General features: G+C 43.9%; 14 protein-coding genes. 6 read left to right on the top strand and 8 right to left on the bottom strand.

Translation table 11 applies throughout. The annotated features are described in order from the left end of the window. Window positions 1-156 precede the first annotated feature (156 nt). From PN836_RS08505 to PN836_RS08495, 3 genes are all read left to right on the top strand, one after another. Window positions 157-3,330 carry a TonB-dependent receptor gene (locus tag PN836_RS08505; RefSeq protein ID WP_395344814.1) on the top strand — a complete coding sequence of 1,058 codons (3,174 nt, stop codon included), beginning with the start codon at window positions 157-159 and terminating at the stop codon, window positions 3,328-3,330. Between the two features lie 355 nt (window positions 3,331-3,685). After that, entirely contained in the window at window positions 3,686-6,766 is a 3,081-nt protein-coding gene (locus PN836_RS08500) for a TonB-dependent receptor domain-containing protein (RefSeq protein WP_395344813.1), read from the top strand. 139 nt (window positions 6,767-6,905) lie between these two features. Further along, the gene (locus tag PN836_RS08495) at window positions 6,906-7,784 is read left to right on the top strand and encodes a DUF72 domain-containing protein (RefSeq protein WP_395344812.1); all 879 of its coding nucleotides are present in this window, start codon (window positions 6,906-6,908) and stop codon (window positions 7,782-7,784) included. Between the two features lie 107 nt (window positions 7,785-7,891). Here PN836_RS08495 and PN836_RS08490 read toward each other — a convergent pair whose 3' ends face one another. The 5 genes from PN836_RS08490 to PN836_RS08470 all read right to left on the bottom strand — a co-directional run bounded on the left by PN836_RS08490 (window position 7,892) and on the right by PN836_RS08470 (window position 13,001). Then, the gene (locus PN836_RS08490) at window positions 7,892-8,857 is read right to left on the bottom strand and encodes a hypothetical protein (RefSeq protein WP_395344811.1); all 966 of its coding nucleotides are present in this window, start codon (window positions 8,855-8,857) and stop codon (window positions 7,892-7,894) included. A gap of 194 nt (window positions 8,858-9,051) precedes the next feature. Then, a complete protein-coding gene (gene nspC, locus PN836_RS08485; protein ID WP_395344810.1) occupies window positions 9,052-10,194 on the bottom strand; it encodes a carboxynorspermidine decarboxylase in 1,143 nt (380 codons plus the stop codon). Window positions 10,195-10,238: 44 nt separating this feature from the next. Continuing rightward, window positions 10,239-11,441, bottom strand: a complete 1,203-nt coding sequence (locus PN836_RS08480; protein WP_395344809.1) for a saccharopine dehydrogenase family protein — start codon at window positions 11,439-11,441, stop codon at window positions 10,239-10,241. Between the two features lie 98 nt (window positions 11,442-11,539). After that, the gene (locus tag PN836_RS08475; protein WP_395344808.1) at window positions 11,540-11,950 is read right to left on the bottom strand and encodes a hypothetical protein; all 411 of its coding nucleotides are present in this window, start codon (window positions 11,948-11,950) and stop codon (window positions 11,540-11,542) included. A gap of 79 nt (window positions 11,951-12,029) precedes the next feature. Beyond that, window positions 12,030-13,001 carry a 1-aminocyclopropane-1-carboxylate deaminase/D-cysteine desulfhydrase gene (locus PN836_RS08470; protein ID WP_415926395.1) on the bottom strand — a complete coding sequence of 324 codons (972 nt, stop codon included), beginning with the start codon at window positions 12,999-13,001 and terminating at the stop codon, window positions 12,030-12,032. 170 nt (window positions 13,002-13,171) lie between these two features. On the opposite strand from PN836_RS08470, the gene PN836_RS08465 reads away from it, so the two are divergent. Both PN836_RS08465 and PN836_RS08460 read left to right on the top strand, forming a co-directional pair. Beyond that, window positions 13,172-13,684, top strand: a complete 513-nt coding sequence (locus tag PN836_RS08465; RefSeq protein WP_395344806.1) for a chalcone isomerase family protein — start codon at window positions 13,172-13,174, stop codon at window positions 13,682-13,684. Between the two features lie 118 nt (window positions 13,685-13,802). Continuing rightward, entirely contained in the window at window positions 13,803-14,426 is a 624-nt protein-coding gene (locus PN836_RS08460; protein WP_395344805.1) for a DUF3833 domain-containing protein, read from the top strand. A gap of 15 nt (window positions 14,427-14,441) precedes the next feature. On the opposite strand, the gene PN836_RS08455 is transcribed toward PN836_RS08460, so the two are convergent. Then, entirely contained in the window at window positions 14,442-15,827 is a 1,386-nt protein-coding gene (locus PN836_RS08455) for a sensor histidine kinase (RefSeq protein WP_395344804.1), read from the bottom strand. Window positions 15,828-15,830: 3 nt separating this feature from the next. Beyond that, window positions 15,831-16,520 (bottom strand): response regulator transcription factor, encoded by a 690-nt coding sequence (locus tag PN836_RS08450; RefSeq protein ID WP_395344803.1) that lies wholly within the window; start codon window positions 16,518-16,520, stop codon window positions 15,831-15,833. Window positions 16,521-16,592: 72 nt separating this feature from the next. On the opposite strand from PN836_RS08450, the gene PN836_RS08445 reads away from it, so the two are divergent. Further along, entirely contained in the window at window positions 16,593-16,979 is a 387-nt protein-coding gene (locus PN836_RS08445) for an MAPEG family protein (RefSeq protein ID WP_395344802.1), read from the top strand. A gap of 46 nt (window positions 16,980-17,025) precedes the next feature. Here the strand turns inward: PN836_RS08445 and aceK are convergent, their stop codons facing one another. Further along, window positions 17,026-18,753: a bifunctional isocitrate dehydrogenase kinase/phosphatase gene (gene aceK / locus PN836_RS08440; protein WP_395344801.1), complete on the bottom strand. Its 1,728-nt coding sequence runs from the start codon at window positions 18,751-18,753 to the stop codon at window positions 17,026-17,028. Window positions 18,754-18,760 lie beyond the last annotated feature (7 nt).

The following is an 18,760-nucleotide window of genomic DNA, read 5'->3' as shown; positions in this document are numbered from 1 at the left end:
TCATCCTCAATTCGGCGTATTTTCGTGACACTAATATTAAGTTTTTGAACTGTAATAAAAGTGTCATAATTGCCGAGGACAATGCGCGCGTAAGCAAAAAATACACTTCAAAATATTTATAAAAAATAGTTCAAAAAAACACATAGGGAAACAATAATGTTTGCAAAGACTAAGCTGAATAAAATTGCAGTTGCAGTCGCTTTATCTGTAGGTTTGTCGACCGCAGCAATGGCACAGGAAACATCTTCTACTATCCGCGGTACTATCCAGACTGAGTCTGGTCAAACGGTGACGGACGCGAAGATTACTGTAATTGATAACCGTACCAACTCGGTACGTGAATTCACCTCATCAAGCACTGGTTCATTTACAGTGCGCGGTTTGCGACTTGGCGGTCCTTACACCGTCATCGTTGAAGACGAGTTAGGCTCACGCACAATAGAAGGTGTATTTGCAAACCTAGGTGAGAGCACTAACCTTACAATTGATCTGATTCCAGCGAGCGACGTTGAAAGAATTACTGTCACTGGTAACGCTAGCGGCTTAATCACAGAGGCACTTGGTCCAAGCGCTAACTTTGGTTTTGATGATTTGCAATATCAGCCCTCAATTGACCGTGATATCAAAGACGTCATTCAAACCGACCCACGAATTGCGATAGATCCAACTAATTCGAATGCGATTCAGTGTGCTGGCGGCAACCCGCGAACTAACAGCCTAACGGTTGACGGTATTCAGCAAAACGACAACTTTGGTTTGAACAACAACGGTTATCCAACTGAAGGCTTACCTTTCCCATTTGACGCTATCGACCAAGTTGACGTGCAGTTAGCACCTTTTGATGTTACCTACGGTGGCTTTACTGGCTGTAATATCAATGCTGTGTTCCGTTCTGGTACCAACGATATTTTTGGTTCATTCTTTTATGACTATACCAACGATTCTTTGCAAAGTGACGAGACCTCTGACGGTAAGTTTGATGTGCCTGACTTTGACGAAAGTCGTTATGGCTTTACGATTGGTGCGCCGCTAATAAAAGATAAACTATTTATCTTTGCAGCATATGAGAAAAATGAACCTATTGAAATATTTGCTCGCGGCCCTGAAGGCTCAGGTTTTGCGCAGCCGGTTGAAGGTGTTACACAAGCACTACTTTCAGATATACGTGATATAGCGCAAAATGTTTATGGCTACCAAGTGGGCAATATTGCTAATTCAGCTGATGAAATTGACGAAAAACTACTAGTTAAGCTTGATTGGCAAATTAACGATGATCATCGTGCTGCATTGACGTATCAAGATACAGAAAGTGCTTCTGCAAGTTCCACTGGCACGTCTGCAAGTTCCTTTGCTTTTGATGACCGCTACTATGAGCGTGCAAATGACTTACAGTCAATCGCGCTATCTGTATATTCTGACTGGACAAGTGACTTCTTCACCGAGTTTCGTTTCGGTAAAGTAGAAATTGACAATGGTCAGGTGCCAGGAACTACCAATCCTAGCTTTGGCGATTTGCGAATTGAAGATGCAGTACCGGGAGTTGATATTAACTTAGGTGCTGACCAATTCCGTCAAGCAAACGTATTGGAGTACGATACAACTAACTTTAAGTTTGCGGGTACTTACTTTGCGGGCGATCACGAGATAACCGGTGGTATTGAGTATCAAGCGGTTGAGGTCTTCAACTTGTTTGTTCCTGGAAGCCAAGGTGTTTTCCGCTTTGATGGTGTCGAAAATTTCCGCAACCAGCAGGCGTTTGAGATTGAGTATGCAATTCCGGCATCACTAGATCCGAATGATGGTGCGGCTGAGTTTGAATTCCGCCAGACGACTCTTTACGTTCAAGACCGCTGGTTAGTGACTGATGACTTAACACTGACTTACGGTTTGCGCTATGACATGTGGGATGCAGATCGCGATCCGACAGCGAATGCGAACTTCCAAACACGTTATGGCTTTACCAACGCAACCGGACCTGACTTTGACTTGCTGCAACCACGCGTAGGATTTAACTACAACATCGACGAATCTACTTTCATGTACGGTGGTTTAGGTTTGTTCTCAGGAGGAAATCCAAACGTTTGGTTGTCGAACAACTACTCAAACAATGGTGTTACCATTTTAACATCTCAGTTAGAGCTCGACGAAAACACTTCTCCTGCCGTTTTGGCTGCCTTAGACGGAACAAATACACCTAACTTTGGTAACGAAGTCCCACAGCTATCTGTTGATAGCCTTGTTGGTGGAGACGGTGCTGTAAACGCGCTTGACCCTGACTTTGAAATTCCTGCAGTACTGCGTTTGAACTTGGGTGTTCAGCGTGAGTTTGGTGACGGTTATTTAGTGGGCGTAGACGTAATTCACTCTCGCGAACGCAATGCTGCCAAATCTATTGCGCTTAACACTGTTCAAGTTGGCACAGCGCCAGATGGTCGTCCATTATACAAAGACGTCGATTTACTAGACGCTGATTGTCAGGCAGATGTAACCAGCTCGGATTGCGGTGGACGTCGCGGCACCGACTACTTCCTTACAAATGCCGAAGACGATGGTGAAACCACTGTATTTTCAACTTTCTTGAACAAACGCTGGGATAACGGGTTTAACGTTAACACAGGTTATGCATACATGAATGCAGACCAGGGAAGCCCAATGAACAGCTCTACCGCGTCATCTAACTACGGTAACCTTTCGGTGATTGACTTAAATGAACCGGGTATTGCTACCAGTAACTATGAAGTTGAGCATCGCTTTACCTTAAACATTGGTTATGTGCATCAGTTCTTTGAAGATTACGACACGCGCGTCAATATGTTCTTTACTCGCCAAAAAGGTCGACCGTTCAGCTATAACTTCGATGGTGACCCAGGCTTTGGTGATGAGCGTAGTTTCGAAGATCGTAACTTGCTTTACATTCCATTGGAGAACGATCCAATCGTTCGTTATGGCGAAGGATTCGACCTGGCGGCATTCAATCAGTTTATTGCTGATGAGGGTCTAGAGGGTGCTCGAGGTTCTATCTTGCAAAGAAACTCTCAAAACAGTTCATGGTGGGGACGTGTAGATCTTCGTGTATCTCAAGAGATTCCGGGATTTATGGAAGACCACAGAGGCGAAGTGTTCTTTGTAGTAAGAAACTTGGGCAACATGCTTAATCCTGATTGGGGCAACTTACGTCAAGTTAACTTTGAGCACAACAACCCTGTGTTGGACGCGACCATTGAAGATGGCCAATACGTTTATACAAATTGGGATGGTAGACGCTCACAAGACCTTGATTTGAATGCGTCTACTTGGTCTATGCGTGTAGGTGTTCGTTACACCTTCTAGGGCAACTGAAGGCTTTCGAGCAATTGGAAGTTTACAGACTAGACTGCTTTAAATCATAAAAAACCCGACTGCAAAAGTGTCGGGTTTTTTTATGCCTAAATATTTTAGCTCAACGCTCACACTTGCATTTTTTAAAAACTACGCGCACCATTAATGTGCAACGGGATAGCGAATGGTGCAATTAAAAGCATCAACTATAAAATACGTGAACTACATAAGTCCTTAAATACCGTAAAACTATAATAAAAACATAAGGCTGTAGACGAACATTAGTTTTGCAATTGAGGGAACATTTTTTGCACCTTCTACTAACAAAATCTAAAAATTATAAATAATTACACACCTAGGAACACTTATGAAATCACTCAAACCTAAATTCGCGTTGTCAGGTCTTAGCCTGGCAATGTTGTACGCGCTAAACGCGAATGTTGCAATTGCGCAAGAAGAGCCTGCTGGACAAGACGACGAGTTAGTCGAGAAAATTCTTGTGACAGGCTCGCGTGTCGCCCAAGACTATACACTAGATGCCGCTAGTCCAGTTATTTCAATTGGCGCAGATTCTATTAAGACCTCAGGTCAAATTGATTTAGGTGCCTTACTGCGTGAGTCACCTCAACTGCAGGCATCATTACCAGGGTCATTTTCCGCCTTTAATGGTGACGCAGGAGCGCTAGGGGCAAGTCAATTAAACTTAAGAAACTTAGGTGAAGAAAGAACGTTGGTGTTGGAAAATGGACGGCGTCATGTATCTGGAATTGAGGGCTCTGGTTCTGTCGACATCAATACAATGTCTACAGCGCTCCTTCGCAATGTTGAAATCCTTACCGGTGGTGCTTCGGCGGTATATGGTGCTGACGCCGTGACTGGTGTTGTTAACTTCAACTTGCGTGATGGCGATTCGTTCGAAGGTTTAGAAGTGCGAACGCAAACCGGTGTGACTGACCGAGGTGATGCAAATGAGTTCTTTTTGTCAATTGCGAACGGCTTTGCTAGTGCAGATGGTAAAGGGGATTTAGTGTTTGCAATTGAGCATCAACAGACTAGTGCGGTATTCGCAAGGGATCGCGATTTTGCAGGTTCCGGTTTAGCCTCACGGTTGCCCACCAACCCCGAAGTTATTGCCGCATTGGGAATAGACCCGCGATTTGAGAATGCATATGTAACAGATTATCGCCTTCCTGTATCAAGCGACCGCGGTATTATTTCGCTAAGTGGCAGCGCTTTTGTGGATGTTGATTCGTCAGGTGGTTTGGCGGGTTGTGCCTTTTTAGGTAGCGCGCAAATTCCATCATGTCAGATTGTTGATGGTGCTGGCAATTTGAGGGCTTATAACCCCGGAGACATTTTTTCTAATACTTTCAACGCTAGCGGTGGTGACGGAGTGCCCGCCGATCCTGATAATGAGCTTATTTTGCCAGAAACGAAACGTACGCTATTTCAAGCAATTAGTAGCTACGACTTAGCCGAATACCTAACCTTTTTCGTCGATGCCAAATTTGTAGTAAGTGAAACTATAGAAACCAATCAGGTTAATGGGTTTAACGACGATATTCCTATCTCTTTAGATAACCCATTTATTCCAGATGAGCTTCGCGCACAAATTAGCACGCTTCAAGGGGAGGGTGTGCCTGTGAGTATTGCGGTATCGCGTGATGCATTAGATGTGAGCGCGCAGTCTAACCCTATCGCTGATCGTAAAACCTATCGTATCGTAGCGGGAATAGAAGGTTTTATCCCAGAAACTGAGTTGGAGTACGAACTCTCCTATAACTACGGTCGAACCGATTCAGATCGAACAACACGACAGCGTCTCGAAGACCGATATTTCTCGGCCATTGATGCAGTGATTGACCCCGCAACCGGAAACATTGTTTGTCGGTCAGATATCGACCCTGATACTTTGCCTCCAACGTCTCCATTTCCTGCTGCAAATGCTAACTTTGGCTTTAATACCTTTCAAGCGGGTGATGGTCAGTGTTCTCCCATCAGCATTTTCGGGAAAGACAGCATAAGTGCAGAGGGCGCTGAGTTTATTTTCAGACCTGATACTGATCAAAATGATATCAAGCAAGAAAACATCCTCGCTATACTCTCTGGCACGAGTGAAGACTTGTTTAGCCTACCTGCAGGCCCCATTGGTTTTGCACTCGGGTATGAATGGCGACGCGAAACGAGTGAATTTACGCCAGGAAATTTTCAAGCGTCAGGATTTACTTTCTCAACTCAGGACTCCGACGCGGGTCCGCTAAATGCATCTTTTGGAACCTTCGATGTATCAGAATACTTTATAGAAGCGAATATCCCAATTGTCGAAAATACCGTTTTTGCTGAGCGTATCGAGCTTAGGACTGCTTACCGATATTCTGACTACGATCCATATGGCAGTACTGATGCTTGGACCGTTGGTTTGGTATGGGAGCCAACAAGTTCTCTAACGCTACGAGGAACTATATCTGAAGCTGTCCGCGTACCGAACATCGGAGAAGCATTCTCGCCAACATTTCCAGCCACCTTGGGAGCAAGCGATGATCCATGTAATCAAAGCGAAATTGGTGCCGGCTCTGAATTTAGACAAGCTAACTGTGTCGCGCTTATTGGTAGTACCGTATCGGATGGAACCTATGAATCGACCAATTTCGTGTCAGCTCGTATCTCAGGCACCGTTGGCGGAAACCCTAACTTAGACCCTGAAGAGGCTGAAACACTTACTTTAGGCTTAGTTTATACGCCGTCTGGAGATTTTGGCGGGATGCTAGATGGTTTGGTGGTGACCTTAGACTACTACGATATTCAAATTGATAGCCTAATCGATAGCTTAACAGGCTCGCAAATTGCGCAAAATTGCGTAGATGCTCCAACAATAGATAATCAGTTTTGTGAAGCGGTGGACCGAGATGCAACTAATGGCTTTATCACCGACTTTCGTTCAGGCTTCATAAATTTAGCTGCTGTTGAGACAAGCGGAATCGATTTTAGAGTTGATTATGGCTTTAACTTAACTGAATCGGGCCGTTTAGCGCTAACTATGAATGGTACCAATTTTCTAAAAAATGATGAAACCAGAGATATATCCGCACCAGACGAAGTAACTGATGTATTAGGCGAGTTCACGCTCCCAGAATGGATCGTAAACTTTAGTGCAGACTATATAATGGAAGACTTCACCATTGGCTGGAGAGGAAGATATGAGTCTGATCAACGTTTGCCAGGTATAGAGAACTTTAATATTCAAAACAATCCAGATTTTGTCAATATTACTAACACTGGTTCAGCTTTTGTTCACGATTTCTCCGCTTCATACACATATAGCGAAGAGCTTGAAATCTATGGCGGTATCAATAATGCTTTTGATGAAGCTCCCTACTTAGCAACGCTTTCGAGACCGGCTGGTCCAAGAGGACGCTTCTTATTCTTAGGTTTAAACTACGCACTTTAATAAGCGTGCATGTCCGACTTAAAAGCCTCGCGAAAGCGGGGCTTTTTATGGTCTTCGCCAGGTTGGCGAACTCGAGAATTTAAAGGTAGTCTTGAGTAAATTAGCTAAATTAAACTGCTAAGAAACAAAGATATGTTGAATGAACGAATATCATAGTAAGCATAACATCGAACTAAGATATCGCCTCGGCCTCCCTGCATGGGCATTCAGCGGCTGGAAAAACAAATACTTCACCGATTCCCCGTCTGCGTTAGCCAGTTATGCAAGCGTATTTAATACCGTGGAAGGGAATACCACGTTTTACCAAACGCCAAGTGTTGAAAAAGTCTCCTTTTGGCAGGAGCAGTTAATGGGTAAAGACTTTAAAATTTGCTTTAAACTGCCTCAATCCATTACGCATACCCATACACCAAGCTGGGATGAGCTAAGTCACTTTCTCAATCGCATTTCGCCTTTGAATGAGTATTTAGGGCCACTGCTTTTGGTATTTCCCGCAAGAGTAGGGCCGAGCAATGTTGATTTTATTCGAAACGTGTTGACGCGCATTCCGTCTGAATTCGAGCATGTTATTGAGGTGCGACATCCTGCTTTTTTTGATGAAATTAGCAATACTGGAATGGCGTTGAATCCTATTTTGAAGGAGTTTAGCAGTCATCGAGTTGTCCTCGATAGTCGCCCCCTGTATCGAGGTGATCAGAGCCATTCCGATGTTGTGCAGGCTAAGCATGAAAAACCAAAGGTACCAGTGCAGCCAAAAGTCGTTAATGGCTTGGCATTTGTGCGTTTAGTCATGCATCCGGCATGTCCCGACAATGTTTTGTTTATTCAGCAGTGGGCGAAAATGGTTGCGCAGTATTTAGCCCATGAGGTTGAAACCTACTTCACCATTCACTGCCCCAACAATTACTATTGCCCTGAGTTCGCTTTACAATTTCACAAAGCTTTGCAGAATGCATCGGAGCATCAAATTCCGAATTTACCGGATTTTCCTGTGCCGCAGCAAAGCAATCTTCTTTAAATCGCATTTACGCAATGTACTACTACCACTAAAAAACAAAAAACCCCGCCAAAACGAGGTTTTTGAAACTTAAGTGCGCCTAAAAATAGAGACGCCCCAAATTGTATTTACTTTCTGAACTTGCGACGTCCAAATATAGCACCAAGGCTTAGCATCATAAGTGCGAAAGCGCCAGGCGCTGATACTGGATCGGGATCATCACCGATGTCAATGGTGTCAAGGCTTAGGCCCATAACATAGGCATATGCGACACTAATTGAATCACCCGCTAATAAGTCTCCCAACTCGAACGCGATACCTATACCATGATCACCCGTAGATGAATCGCCAAGGCTGCCGCCACCCAAGTAAAAACTCGGATCGATGGTCGAGCAACACGCGCCAGATAATCCGGTGTTTTGAATGAAATCAGTTTGTGCAAACAATCCAAGTGGTGCCCCACTAACTGACCCCAAAGAACCAACGAATTGATTGACTGAAATGTCTTCGGGATCTAACAAATCGCCATCAGTATTTACGTCAATACCTCTTTGATTATTCGTAACTGCGGTGCCACTTGAGCGCGAGTCTGGGTCCGGGTCAACTGCTCGAGAGAACAGAAGGCCTGTAACATCAGATAAGGCGGTGATTTGAGTCACGATACTTACGCGCTCGTCGTCATCATTAAAGAAGAAATCATGGGTGATGTCTAACACGCCATTTGTTCCAGCCCATTCGACGTGGTTATCGAACGAAGAAGTGGCAGACACGTCTGTGAGTGACGTAAATGAAAAGTCGTCACCTCCCCCTACGCTTCCGTTTGATTGACTATTAGAATTTTCTAGCAAGCCAGACCCGTCATATCTTATGCCGAACGCTTCGAATGGAATCCCGGGTGCTACATAGTCAAAATTCGGGTCGAATGTTCCTGATCCAGTGCTGTCATAAACTAAACCAGGGTCAGCACCACCATCTCCAAGCGTGCCATCTTCACTAATTTGTGTTTGCACAAAATTGCCTGACATAACAATGTTTGCCATTGCAGAGCCAGAGAATGCGAGTGCAAGTCCTACTGCTATTATCGATTTTTTCATAACTATTGTCCTTTTATAGTGTCTTTGCTCTATCGATCTCGACTCGTGTTTGCATAAGGTGTACCAAAATTTAAATCATTGAATTTTAAAGCTAAAATAAATATTTGTATTTGATAATTTACAAAATTGTAAAAAAAACCAACACTTTTGTAGGGGAATAAAAGGTGAATTGTTAAAATTTGAGTTTCGATTATTTAGGAAAGACGCGATTTAAAGTCTGTATAGTCAAACTTTTTTACAAGTTCAAACTTACCACTTTTTCTATATATGCCGATAGCGGGGTGCTGGACACCATTAAAAAACGTCGTTTTCACCATCGTATAATGCAACATATCTTCAAAAACAATACGAGCACCCGGCTTAAGAGGCGTATCAAAACTATAACGCTCAATTACGTCTCCGGCGAGACAAGAGTTACCGCCAAACCGGTAAACGAATGGCTTTTCACCATCCTCACCTGCACCCAACACTTTGGGGCGGTACGGCATTTCTAATACATCGGGCATATGCGCCGTTGCACTTATGTCTAAAATGGCAATTTGTTCGTCATTTTCAACAATATCCACAACCTCGCATACTAAATCGCCACATTGCCAGGCCACAGCGGAGCCCGGCTCAAGAATAATATGTAGGTTCGGATATTTGTTTTTAAATGCCCTAAGTACGCTTATGAGATGCTCTACATCGTAACTATCGCTGGTCATAAGGTGTCCACCACCAATGTTTAACCATTTGAGGGTATTTAGGTACTTCCCAAACTTTTCATCTATAGCGTTTAAAGTACGTTGTGCTGCGTATGAATCGCATTCACAAAGATTATGACAATGAAAGCCCTCAATACCAGAAAGATCAGCGCCATCAATATCCTTTGCCAGTATGCCTAATCGAGAACCCGGGGCACATGGGTCATATAAGGGCGTATCGGCCTCTTGGTTTTCAGGGTTTATTCTCAAGCCTGGCGACACGCCAGCAGCAAGTACTTGCTGCTTAAAAGCTAGCCATTGCGAGAGGCTGTTAAACGAAATATGGTCAACTAACGGTAACAATTGATCAATATCTTGCTGCTTGTAAGCAGGTGAGAATACATGTACATCACCCCCTAATTCTTCTCTTGCCAGTCTCGCTTCCCACACTCCACTTGATGTTGCGCCTTTTAAATACTGCTTTATCAGTGGAAATGTAGACCACATCGAAAAGCCTTTCAGCGCAAGTATAATTTCAACCTCAGCGCGCGCTTGAATCTCTGCCATCAGTTTTAAATTAGCCTCAAGTTTCGCCTCGTCGCACACATAACATGGTGACGGAATATCCTTTGAAAGCATCTTTGATTTTTCCATATTTGCGTATACTTCCTATCGCGTTAACACATCAAAGTGCTGCACTATCGTGTGAACGGACTGCTGTCGCACTCAATAACGTGCCAAGGTAGGCCATGCTGATTAAGCATCTCCATGAAAGGGTCGGGGTCAAATTGCTCCATGTTCCACACGCCGGCTTTGTGCCATGTTTTATCTAGCATCAGCTTAGCGCCAATCATGGCTGGCACGCCGGTTGTATAAGACACCGCTTGCGCGCCCACTTCTTCAAAGCACTTGGCATGCTCGCAATTGTTGTAAATGAAAATAGTCTTTTCTTTGCCGTCTTTCACCCCGGTAATGTATGTGCCGATGCAGGTCATACCGGTGTATCCGTCAGCAAGGGAGCCTGGATTAGGCAATATGGCTTTTAAAAATTCCAAGGGCACAATTTTCTGACCTTGAAAATCTATTGCTTCAATGCTGGTCATGCCAATACCTTCAAGCACTTTTAGGTGCGTTAAATAGGCATCGCCGAAGGTCATCCAAAAGCGCGCACGTTTAAGCGTCGGAAAGTGCTTGACCAAAGACTCCAGCTCTTCATGAAACATTAAATAAGACGCTCGCACGCCAATATTCTGATAGTCTAAATCTTCGCGTACGCTAAGCGGGTCGGTTTCTTTCCATTCACCGTTTTCAAAAAACCGTCCGCGCTGCGTAATTTCTCGGATGTTAATTTCGGGGTTAAAATTGGTTGCAAACGCTTGACCGTGATCGCCGCCATTGCAGTCAACAATATCAAGATAATGGATCTCATCAAAATAATGCTTAGCCGCGTAAGCGGTATAAACGTTGGTCACTCCGGGATCAAACCCACTGCCCAGCAGCGCCATGATGCCAGCTTGTTTGAACTTTTCTTGATACGCCCACTGCCACGAGTACTCAAATTTGGCCTCGTCTTTCGGCTCGTAGTTTGCAGTGTCTAAATAATCGGTTTTTGTGGCTAAACACGCATCCATAATAGGCAAATCTTGGTAGGGTAGCGCAAGGTTAACCACCAAATCTGGCTGTACCTGTATGATTAGCGCTTCCACTGCGTCTGCGTCATCAGCATCCACGGCAAAAACGGCTCGCACGCGGTCAGCGCCTACTTCGTTCTGCAGGGCTTCGCATTTAGACAGGGTGCGACTGGCAAGGTAAATCTCATCAAAAAATTCAGGGAGGCGCGCGCATTTTTTAATTGTCACTGAGGCTACGCCGCCCGCACCAATAATGAGTACTTTAGACATGATGTTTCCTTAAGGATTAAAACGTGAAGGTGATAATGCACAAAGCATAGCAAGCCATTTATACAGAACAAGTATTTAGGGCGTGTTAAGTAGTATTTTTAGTCAGAGAAGTTGCAGGTGAATGGCGAACCAAGCTTTATTTTGTCACGCTCGCTAGTATAAGGGTAGAGCGTGATAGTATTGTTACCGTTGTTATCTGTAATATTAAACACAATAGCATCGCTAAAATCATCAGCTTTGTCTTCGTCTGAGACAGTCGCAACATATACCAAAACTGACACTGCGCTTTCGGCCACCAGGCGATGTTCGCACAGGCGTTTTTCAAGCTCTTCAATCATCCCGGTATGCGCATACTGATTTGAGTCGCTAGAAAATATGGATTGAACGTCGTTGTCGATGGAAATCACGGCAAAGGGATAAACAATTGAGCAATGTCTAAGCATGATGTCGCACAAATCCAAAGCGGAATAAATAAGCGCCGCATAAGGAATGTTTTGTTTGAGTATCATGTTAGGTTTCAAAATCATGGGCCGTTGTAAATGAATGTACACTTGATATCGCACGAATCTGTAAAAGGTTCAGTCTCAATTACTCGATTTTTCCGCGGTTTCCTTGCATTCCACCGGTGTTTAAGATGATAGCGCGTTTGCCAAGAAGAGGGCTTTTTTGCATAAGTAATTGATTGAGGGCGAAAAAGCTTTTTGCATTGTAGACATGGTCTAGAGCAAATCCCTGCGATTGTTCAAACTCTATACTAAAGTTTAATATCTCTGAATTTATTTTTGCATACCCACCACAATGGAATTTGGGCTCATGAAGAATTTTCCAACTGGACTGTGTTTGGCATTCGTCCAACAGATTATTCACCATGGATTCAAGATAGCGCTCACCTTTTAAAACGGCGATGCCAATTACCTTTGCTGTAATATTACGCTGCCTTATTGCTTTGATGATGCCAGCTATGGTGCCACCGCTTGCCACCGGTAAAACAATGCTGTCAAAGGGCTGCTCAGACTGAGCCAAAACTTCGCTGACAATCTCTCCAACTCCGCTTAAAGCATCTGAGTTAGAACCGCCTTCTTCTATCATATGAGAAAGCGAGTGTGCTTTAAGCAAAGCATTAACAAAATTGATGTCTGTCCGCTTTCGGTATTCTTCGCGTGACAAAAAATGAATTCGGCAATTCCACCTATGCATATCTTCAAGGGTAGGCGTGGGCGGGCTATTGGGATGTGTTCGCACAAAAGCTGTGCAGGGGATACCGAGCGAAAAGCAGGCAAATGCAAGCGCATGTAGGTGATTGGAATATGCGCCGCCGAAACTGCCTATATGTACGCTGTTTCTAATCTCGTTGCTACCGTCACACCCGCTTGTTTGAAGAATGCGTTGAAGGTTGCCCGATAGTTTTCGCCATTTATTTCCACTGATCACTGGGTGTATTAAATCGTCTCGTTTGCAGTAAAGCGCTAATTCGTTGCCAGGCGCGCTTCTCATCTCAAGCCTTTGCAATGGGGAGGGTAGATTGATGCCTAGCGTTTTTGCCAAAGTCTTTTTAGTCACTTTTGGATGGTCGGTCGAATTGTCGGAAATATGTTATAAAGCATAGCCTTATGCCTGATAGTTTTCGAGTATCATTCGCTTTTCTTCTTCGCAGCATGAGCATTACGAATTCTTAATGATCTAAATGGCCTTTGGTGTGCGTTAATAGGGCATGTTATAGAGGAAATGTTATGCGATTTTTTATCCTTTTTTGTGGTTTAGCCAGCCTAATTTGTTCGGCTCAGGTATTTGCAAGCTCAGATTACATGCAAAATCCTAAAACGGTAGGTCAGGCCAAGCTTGAAGTTATGTTTTGGGATATTTACGAGGCTGAATTACTAGCACCTGACGGAAATTTTAGCCCACAGCAACCATTCGCTTTAGCACTAACATATCTTCGCGAGTTTGATGGTGAGAATATTGCTAGTCGAAGTATCGATGAGATGCGCAAGCAAGGCATGAAAGATGAAGTGAAGCTTGCGAAGTGGTTTGAAAAGATGCGCCAACTATTCCCAGACGTTGAAGAGGGACAAACCTTAACCGGGATTGTTGATGAAAGTCGAACCAGTCATTTTTACTTCAACAACAGCAAAATTGGCACAATCGATGATCCTGAATTTACGCAATGGTTTTTCAATATTTGGCTTTCTGAAGAGACCTCAGAGCCAAAAATGCGAGAGAAACTACTAGGTTTAGCGCAGTAATATTATTACGTTGCTTGTTATATATCGATATCAGTAAGACGTGCGCACTTCAGCTGTCATCGAAATGCCGGTGCTCCGTCCTTCCACCCAATTCATATCATCTTGCTAGGAGTATTCCATGTTGAATGAGCTATGGTTCAATAAACTACGCATGTCCGCATTATTAAATTTTACTTTGCGCAATCGCTTTTATAAATCAGTACGAAAATACGCAAAAAGTATTGTGGCCGTTGTGCTGGGCGGGAGTCTTTTTGGCTGCTCGGTGTCGATTGATGGGGAGACTTATCAAAGCCACAGTCCTGAGTTTGAGCTGGAGCAGTTTTTTGATGGAGAGGTAAAAGCGTGGGGTATTGTTCAGAATCGTTCAGGGGAGGTAGTGCAGCGATTTATAGTGGATATCAATGCCTACAAAGACGGCAATAATTTGATTTTAGACGAAACCTTTGAATATGGCTTAGGTGACGGTCCGAAAACGCGCGTATGGACACTCACGCCCAACGCAGATGGCACATACACAGGTAATGCAGGCGATATTGCAGGTCCAGCTACCGGCGTATCTCACGGCAATGCGTTCAATTTCACATACGAAATGGATTTAGAGGTGGATGGCAGCACTTATCGTGTATACTTTGACGACTGGTTTTGGGCCTTCGACCAAGACACGATGATGAATCGCTCGTACATAAAGAAATTTGGTATCGTAATGGCAGAAGTGACTATCTTTATGCAAAAACAAGGCTAAGCGCTAACCGATGCGTTATGTGCGCTCCATAGATAGTTTACAGCTTAATCCTGAGTCAGTGCTCAAGCGAGTTTTACGAAAGCTGACTTCGCCATTGTGTAAAGTCATGATGGCCGACACAAGGGCAAGACCGAGTCCGTTACCGCCGGCGGTGCGGCTTTTGTCAGCGCGATAAAAGCGCTGCGTTAGCTTATCTATCACCGCTTCGTCAACGCCTATACCGCTGTCATCAACAATAAACTCAATGCGATTGCTCGCTGAATCTTCACCTAATGTCACCATGATCTCTCCGCGCTGTGGCGTAAATTTAAGGGCATTATCAATCACATTCGCGAAGGCTTGGAATACAAGGTTTTTATCGCAATGCAAATATACGTCGCTTTGTATACTAAGCGTTAGTGAAATTGATTTATCTTCAATCATGGGCTGATAGAGGTCAATGGCGTCGTTGGCCACGTCGCTTATGTTTTCTTGCCCAAAGGCTGCGCGTTTAGCACTTGTTTCAATATCGGTTATGCGCAACAACGAGTTAAATATCGCTAAAATATTATCGCATTCACCGATAAGTGCATGTTTGTCTGGATGGTCTAATTGCTCAATGTGTGACTTCAATCGAGTCAAGGGGGTTCTCAAGTCGTGGGCAATACTGTCGGACACGTTTTGTATGTTGTTTACAGATTGTTCTATCGTGTCGAGCATATGATTGAGTGATAAGCTGAGTTTACTCAAGTCATCCCAACTGCTTTCAACGTACAGTCTATCGCTTAAGTTACCTGTGGTGATGATTTCATCGGCCGTGTCTGACATCAGATTGATACGACTTACCACATAGTAGGCAACAATAATGCTTAGAATTGAAATTATGCACACAATCACAATAAGAACATAAGAAGAGGTTTGCGCAAGGTAAAGGGCAAATTCAATATCTTGAACGCTTCTGGCCACCAGCAGAGTGTCCTTGTTGGTAAATTCAACAATCATGGCCAGTGCGGTTTCTTTCTCGGTTCTTTTTTGCTTGGTTTCCGCTTCTCGCGTGAGTTCAATTTCTATTTCTAACAAGCCGTTTTTTATGGGCACAGTGTCAGATTTTGGCCATGTGGCTAAGTTGCCGGTGATAAAGTTGTCTTCGCCGTCTTTAAGATAGTAAAGAAAATCATTGTTGAGGTTGTCTAGACGGTCATTCAGCGCATTGACCACTGCTTTTCGACCTGCCGATTTGTATAAACTTCGAAATCCACCTATATCCGCTAAAATGGCAGCTTGCGATTCACTGATTAGCAAATCGTCGCTGGCAACGGTCAACACATAAGTATTAAAGAATACGGCAACTAGCAGCAGGGCAGTAAAAATGAAACTAACGATAAAGCTAGAGCTTTTGCTATAGGCTTGAATTGCGCGCATGGGCTAACGGGCACTAATTTTGTAGCCGGCTCCGCGAATGGTTTCTATCATCGGATATGCGAAACCTTTGTCGATTTTATTACGCAATCGGCTGATGTGAACATCAATCACGTTGGTTTGTGGGTCAAAATTATATTCCCATACCTTTTCTAGCAGCATAGTGCGCGTAACGATTTTGTCTTTATTTTGCATCAAATATTCAAGCAGTTTGAATTCTTTAGACTGAAGGTCAATTTCTTTGCCGTCGCGATGTACCTTTCGGTTGATTAAATCTAGGCGCAGTTCACCTAAGCTCATTTCGGTGGTGCCCGTCTGTGAGGATTGACTTCTGCTGGCAAGAATTTCAACCCTTGCAAGCAACTCCTCAAAAGCAAAGGGTTTAGTAAGGTAATCGTCTGCGCCAGCGCGCAATCCAGTTACCTTATCATCGACTCGGTTTTTGGCGCTTAAAAATAAAGTAGGAGTATTAACTTGCGCTTTTCTAAGTTGGTTGAGCACATCTAAGCCATCAAGCTTTGGCAGCATCCTATCAAGCACGATTACATCATATGTATTGCTTTTATGACCCGCCATAGCAAGCTTAAAACCAAGCTCGCCATCTTGAGCCAGGTCGCAGGAATGCCCAGCCTGCTCCATGCCTTTTGCAATTAAGTCTGCAACGGTGGGTTCGTCTTCTACAATCAATAATTTCATAATGCGCTTATAGCTGATAAGGTTATTAATACATATTAAAGATACTGATTTTTCTAATAAAAGGAACATTAAGTGTTTGTTATCATTGTCTGTATGGCTATTGTCGTTTTCATGCCTATGTTCGCAAAAATCCCGCTGGCGGTAATGATGCAACGAGAGGGTAAGTTTGATAATCGCTATCCTCGCCAGCAGCAGAATCGCTTGGAAGGGCTAGGCGCTCGGGCAAAAGCAGCCCACGACAACTGTTTTGAAGCGATTTGTATGTTCGCACCTACTGTTTTGCTAGTGTTGGCGATGGATTCTCACACCGTTTACACCGTGCAGCTGTGCATCGCTTTTGTGCTCCTGCGCTTTGTATATTTACTTTGCTATTGGTGTGATTGGCATTTTGCACGAAGCGCGGTGTGGGTATTGGCCGTGGCAACGCTCATAGCGCACTATGTATTACTGTTGAAATGAAGACCTGTTAGCGCGAACAGCTTATGTTATATGTAGGTACAGGCAGCTAAAACCTAATGCTTTCTGGATAGGGCGTGAAATTGTGAATAAGGTGTTTAGAAGCTTTGCGCTGCGCTCCTTGCCAATATTCAGGCGTAAATAAATCGCCATGATGTTTTTGTAGCCAGTCTTTTAGCTGTTTTTTACCAACGATAAAGTGCTTAAACTGCTCTGGGAAAACATCCTCGGGGCCAACTGAGAGTGTATCGAGTGCATATGGGTCATCGGATTTTGGCAGTGCACGAAAGTTGCGTTCATTCATGAAGCAAATTTCATCATAGTCGTAAAAAATAACTCTGCCGGTTTTAGTGATACCAAAGTTTTTATGCAACATATCACCTGGGAAAATGTTCGCAAGCGCGATTTGTTTAATACAAAGCCCTAAATCCTTTATGGCATTTTCTGCTTTTTCGTCATCTTGTTCTTGTTGAAGGTAAATATTGAGCGGCGTCATTTTTCGCTCTATGTACATATGCTTGATAACAATCTCATTTTCGAGCAATTGTATCGAGTTTGCGCAGGTCTCTAGCAAATGAGCGAGCAAGCTTGGGTCAAAGCGATCCCTTGGAAACGAGAAGTTAATGTATTCGTGGGTGTCGGCCATTCTACCAACACGGTCGCTCATTTTGACCAGTTTATAGCGGTCAATCACGTGTTCACGAGTAATTTTTTTACTCTCTGCAAACTCGTCTCTAATAATTTTAAAGACCACGCCGTACGAGGGAAGGTGAAACACCGCCATTACTAAACCTTTTATGCCCGGTGCAAGCTCAAATGCGTCATTACTGTTGTCCAAATGCTGCAAAAAATTGCGATAAAACACGGTTTTACCATGTTTATAAAAGCCCAAAGAAGTGTAAAGCTCAAAGTGCTTTTTATGTGGCAACAGTTCCTGCAAAAATGCCACAAGCTCCGCCGGATGTTGCGTTTGAGCCATGAAATACGATCTTGCGAAACCAAATATCACACTCATGTGCGCACGTTCAGTGAGCAAGGCATCGGTTCGCAGCATGCCGTGATCCGTCATTTGTAGCGCAATAACAAATGGCAAGGTTTCATCAGGCATGCAAATTCGCCCAACCAGGTAAGCCGCTTTGCCGCGATAAAACACGCTCTTTAGCATTTCAACGGTATGAACCGACGCTAGCTGCTTGGTATTTAAGCGTTGTCGCAATGCTGTATCTAAGTTACTTAAGTCTAATTCAAAGTTCTCAAACTCAACATTAAATCGGTAAATCGCAAAGATGTCCTCATACATTGCTCTGACAGTGCCGGTGGTATCGAAACTGTTTACCACTTTTTCGCGGTCTTGCCCGGCTAAATAACATCGGCTTGGGAGCACAAACATTAATGCGTCATCAATGCGTTGATGACGATAAATACGTCCGATCACCGAGTTAAAGAATGTTTCTGCAAGTTCAAATTGTGGATGGCCGCTTAGTAACTTGCTGTACTGCTGCTTGCACTTATGCCAAAACTCGTCGCTCAGTTTAGCGGGGTTGATGTAGCGATATATATCACTGACAACGTCAGACAAACTATGGTGATAGGTAAGAATCCTCTCTTTAATTGCCTGTTGGGATGCTTGCCACTGACAGCTTTCAAATCGCTCCTGTGCGCCTGACGTAATGCGGCTATATCGTCGAAAAGACTTATCAAAGCCGCTTAGGATTTGATAGGCAAGTTTACTTGCCTCAAGCTGCAATTCCTTGCTTGTAGAGTGCGCCCTGCTCACATTGCTA

The organism is Ningiella algicola, from assembly GCF_028401415.2.
Taxonomy (GTDB): domain Bacteria; phylum Pseudomonadota; class Gammaproteobacteria; order Enterobacterales; family Alteromonadaceae; genus Glaciecola.
Note: the sequence above shows the minus strand (reverse complement) of the source record. Positions and strands in the feature narration are given on the sequence as shown.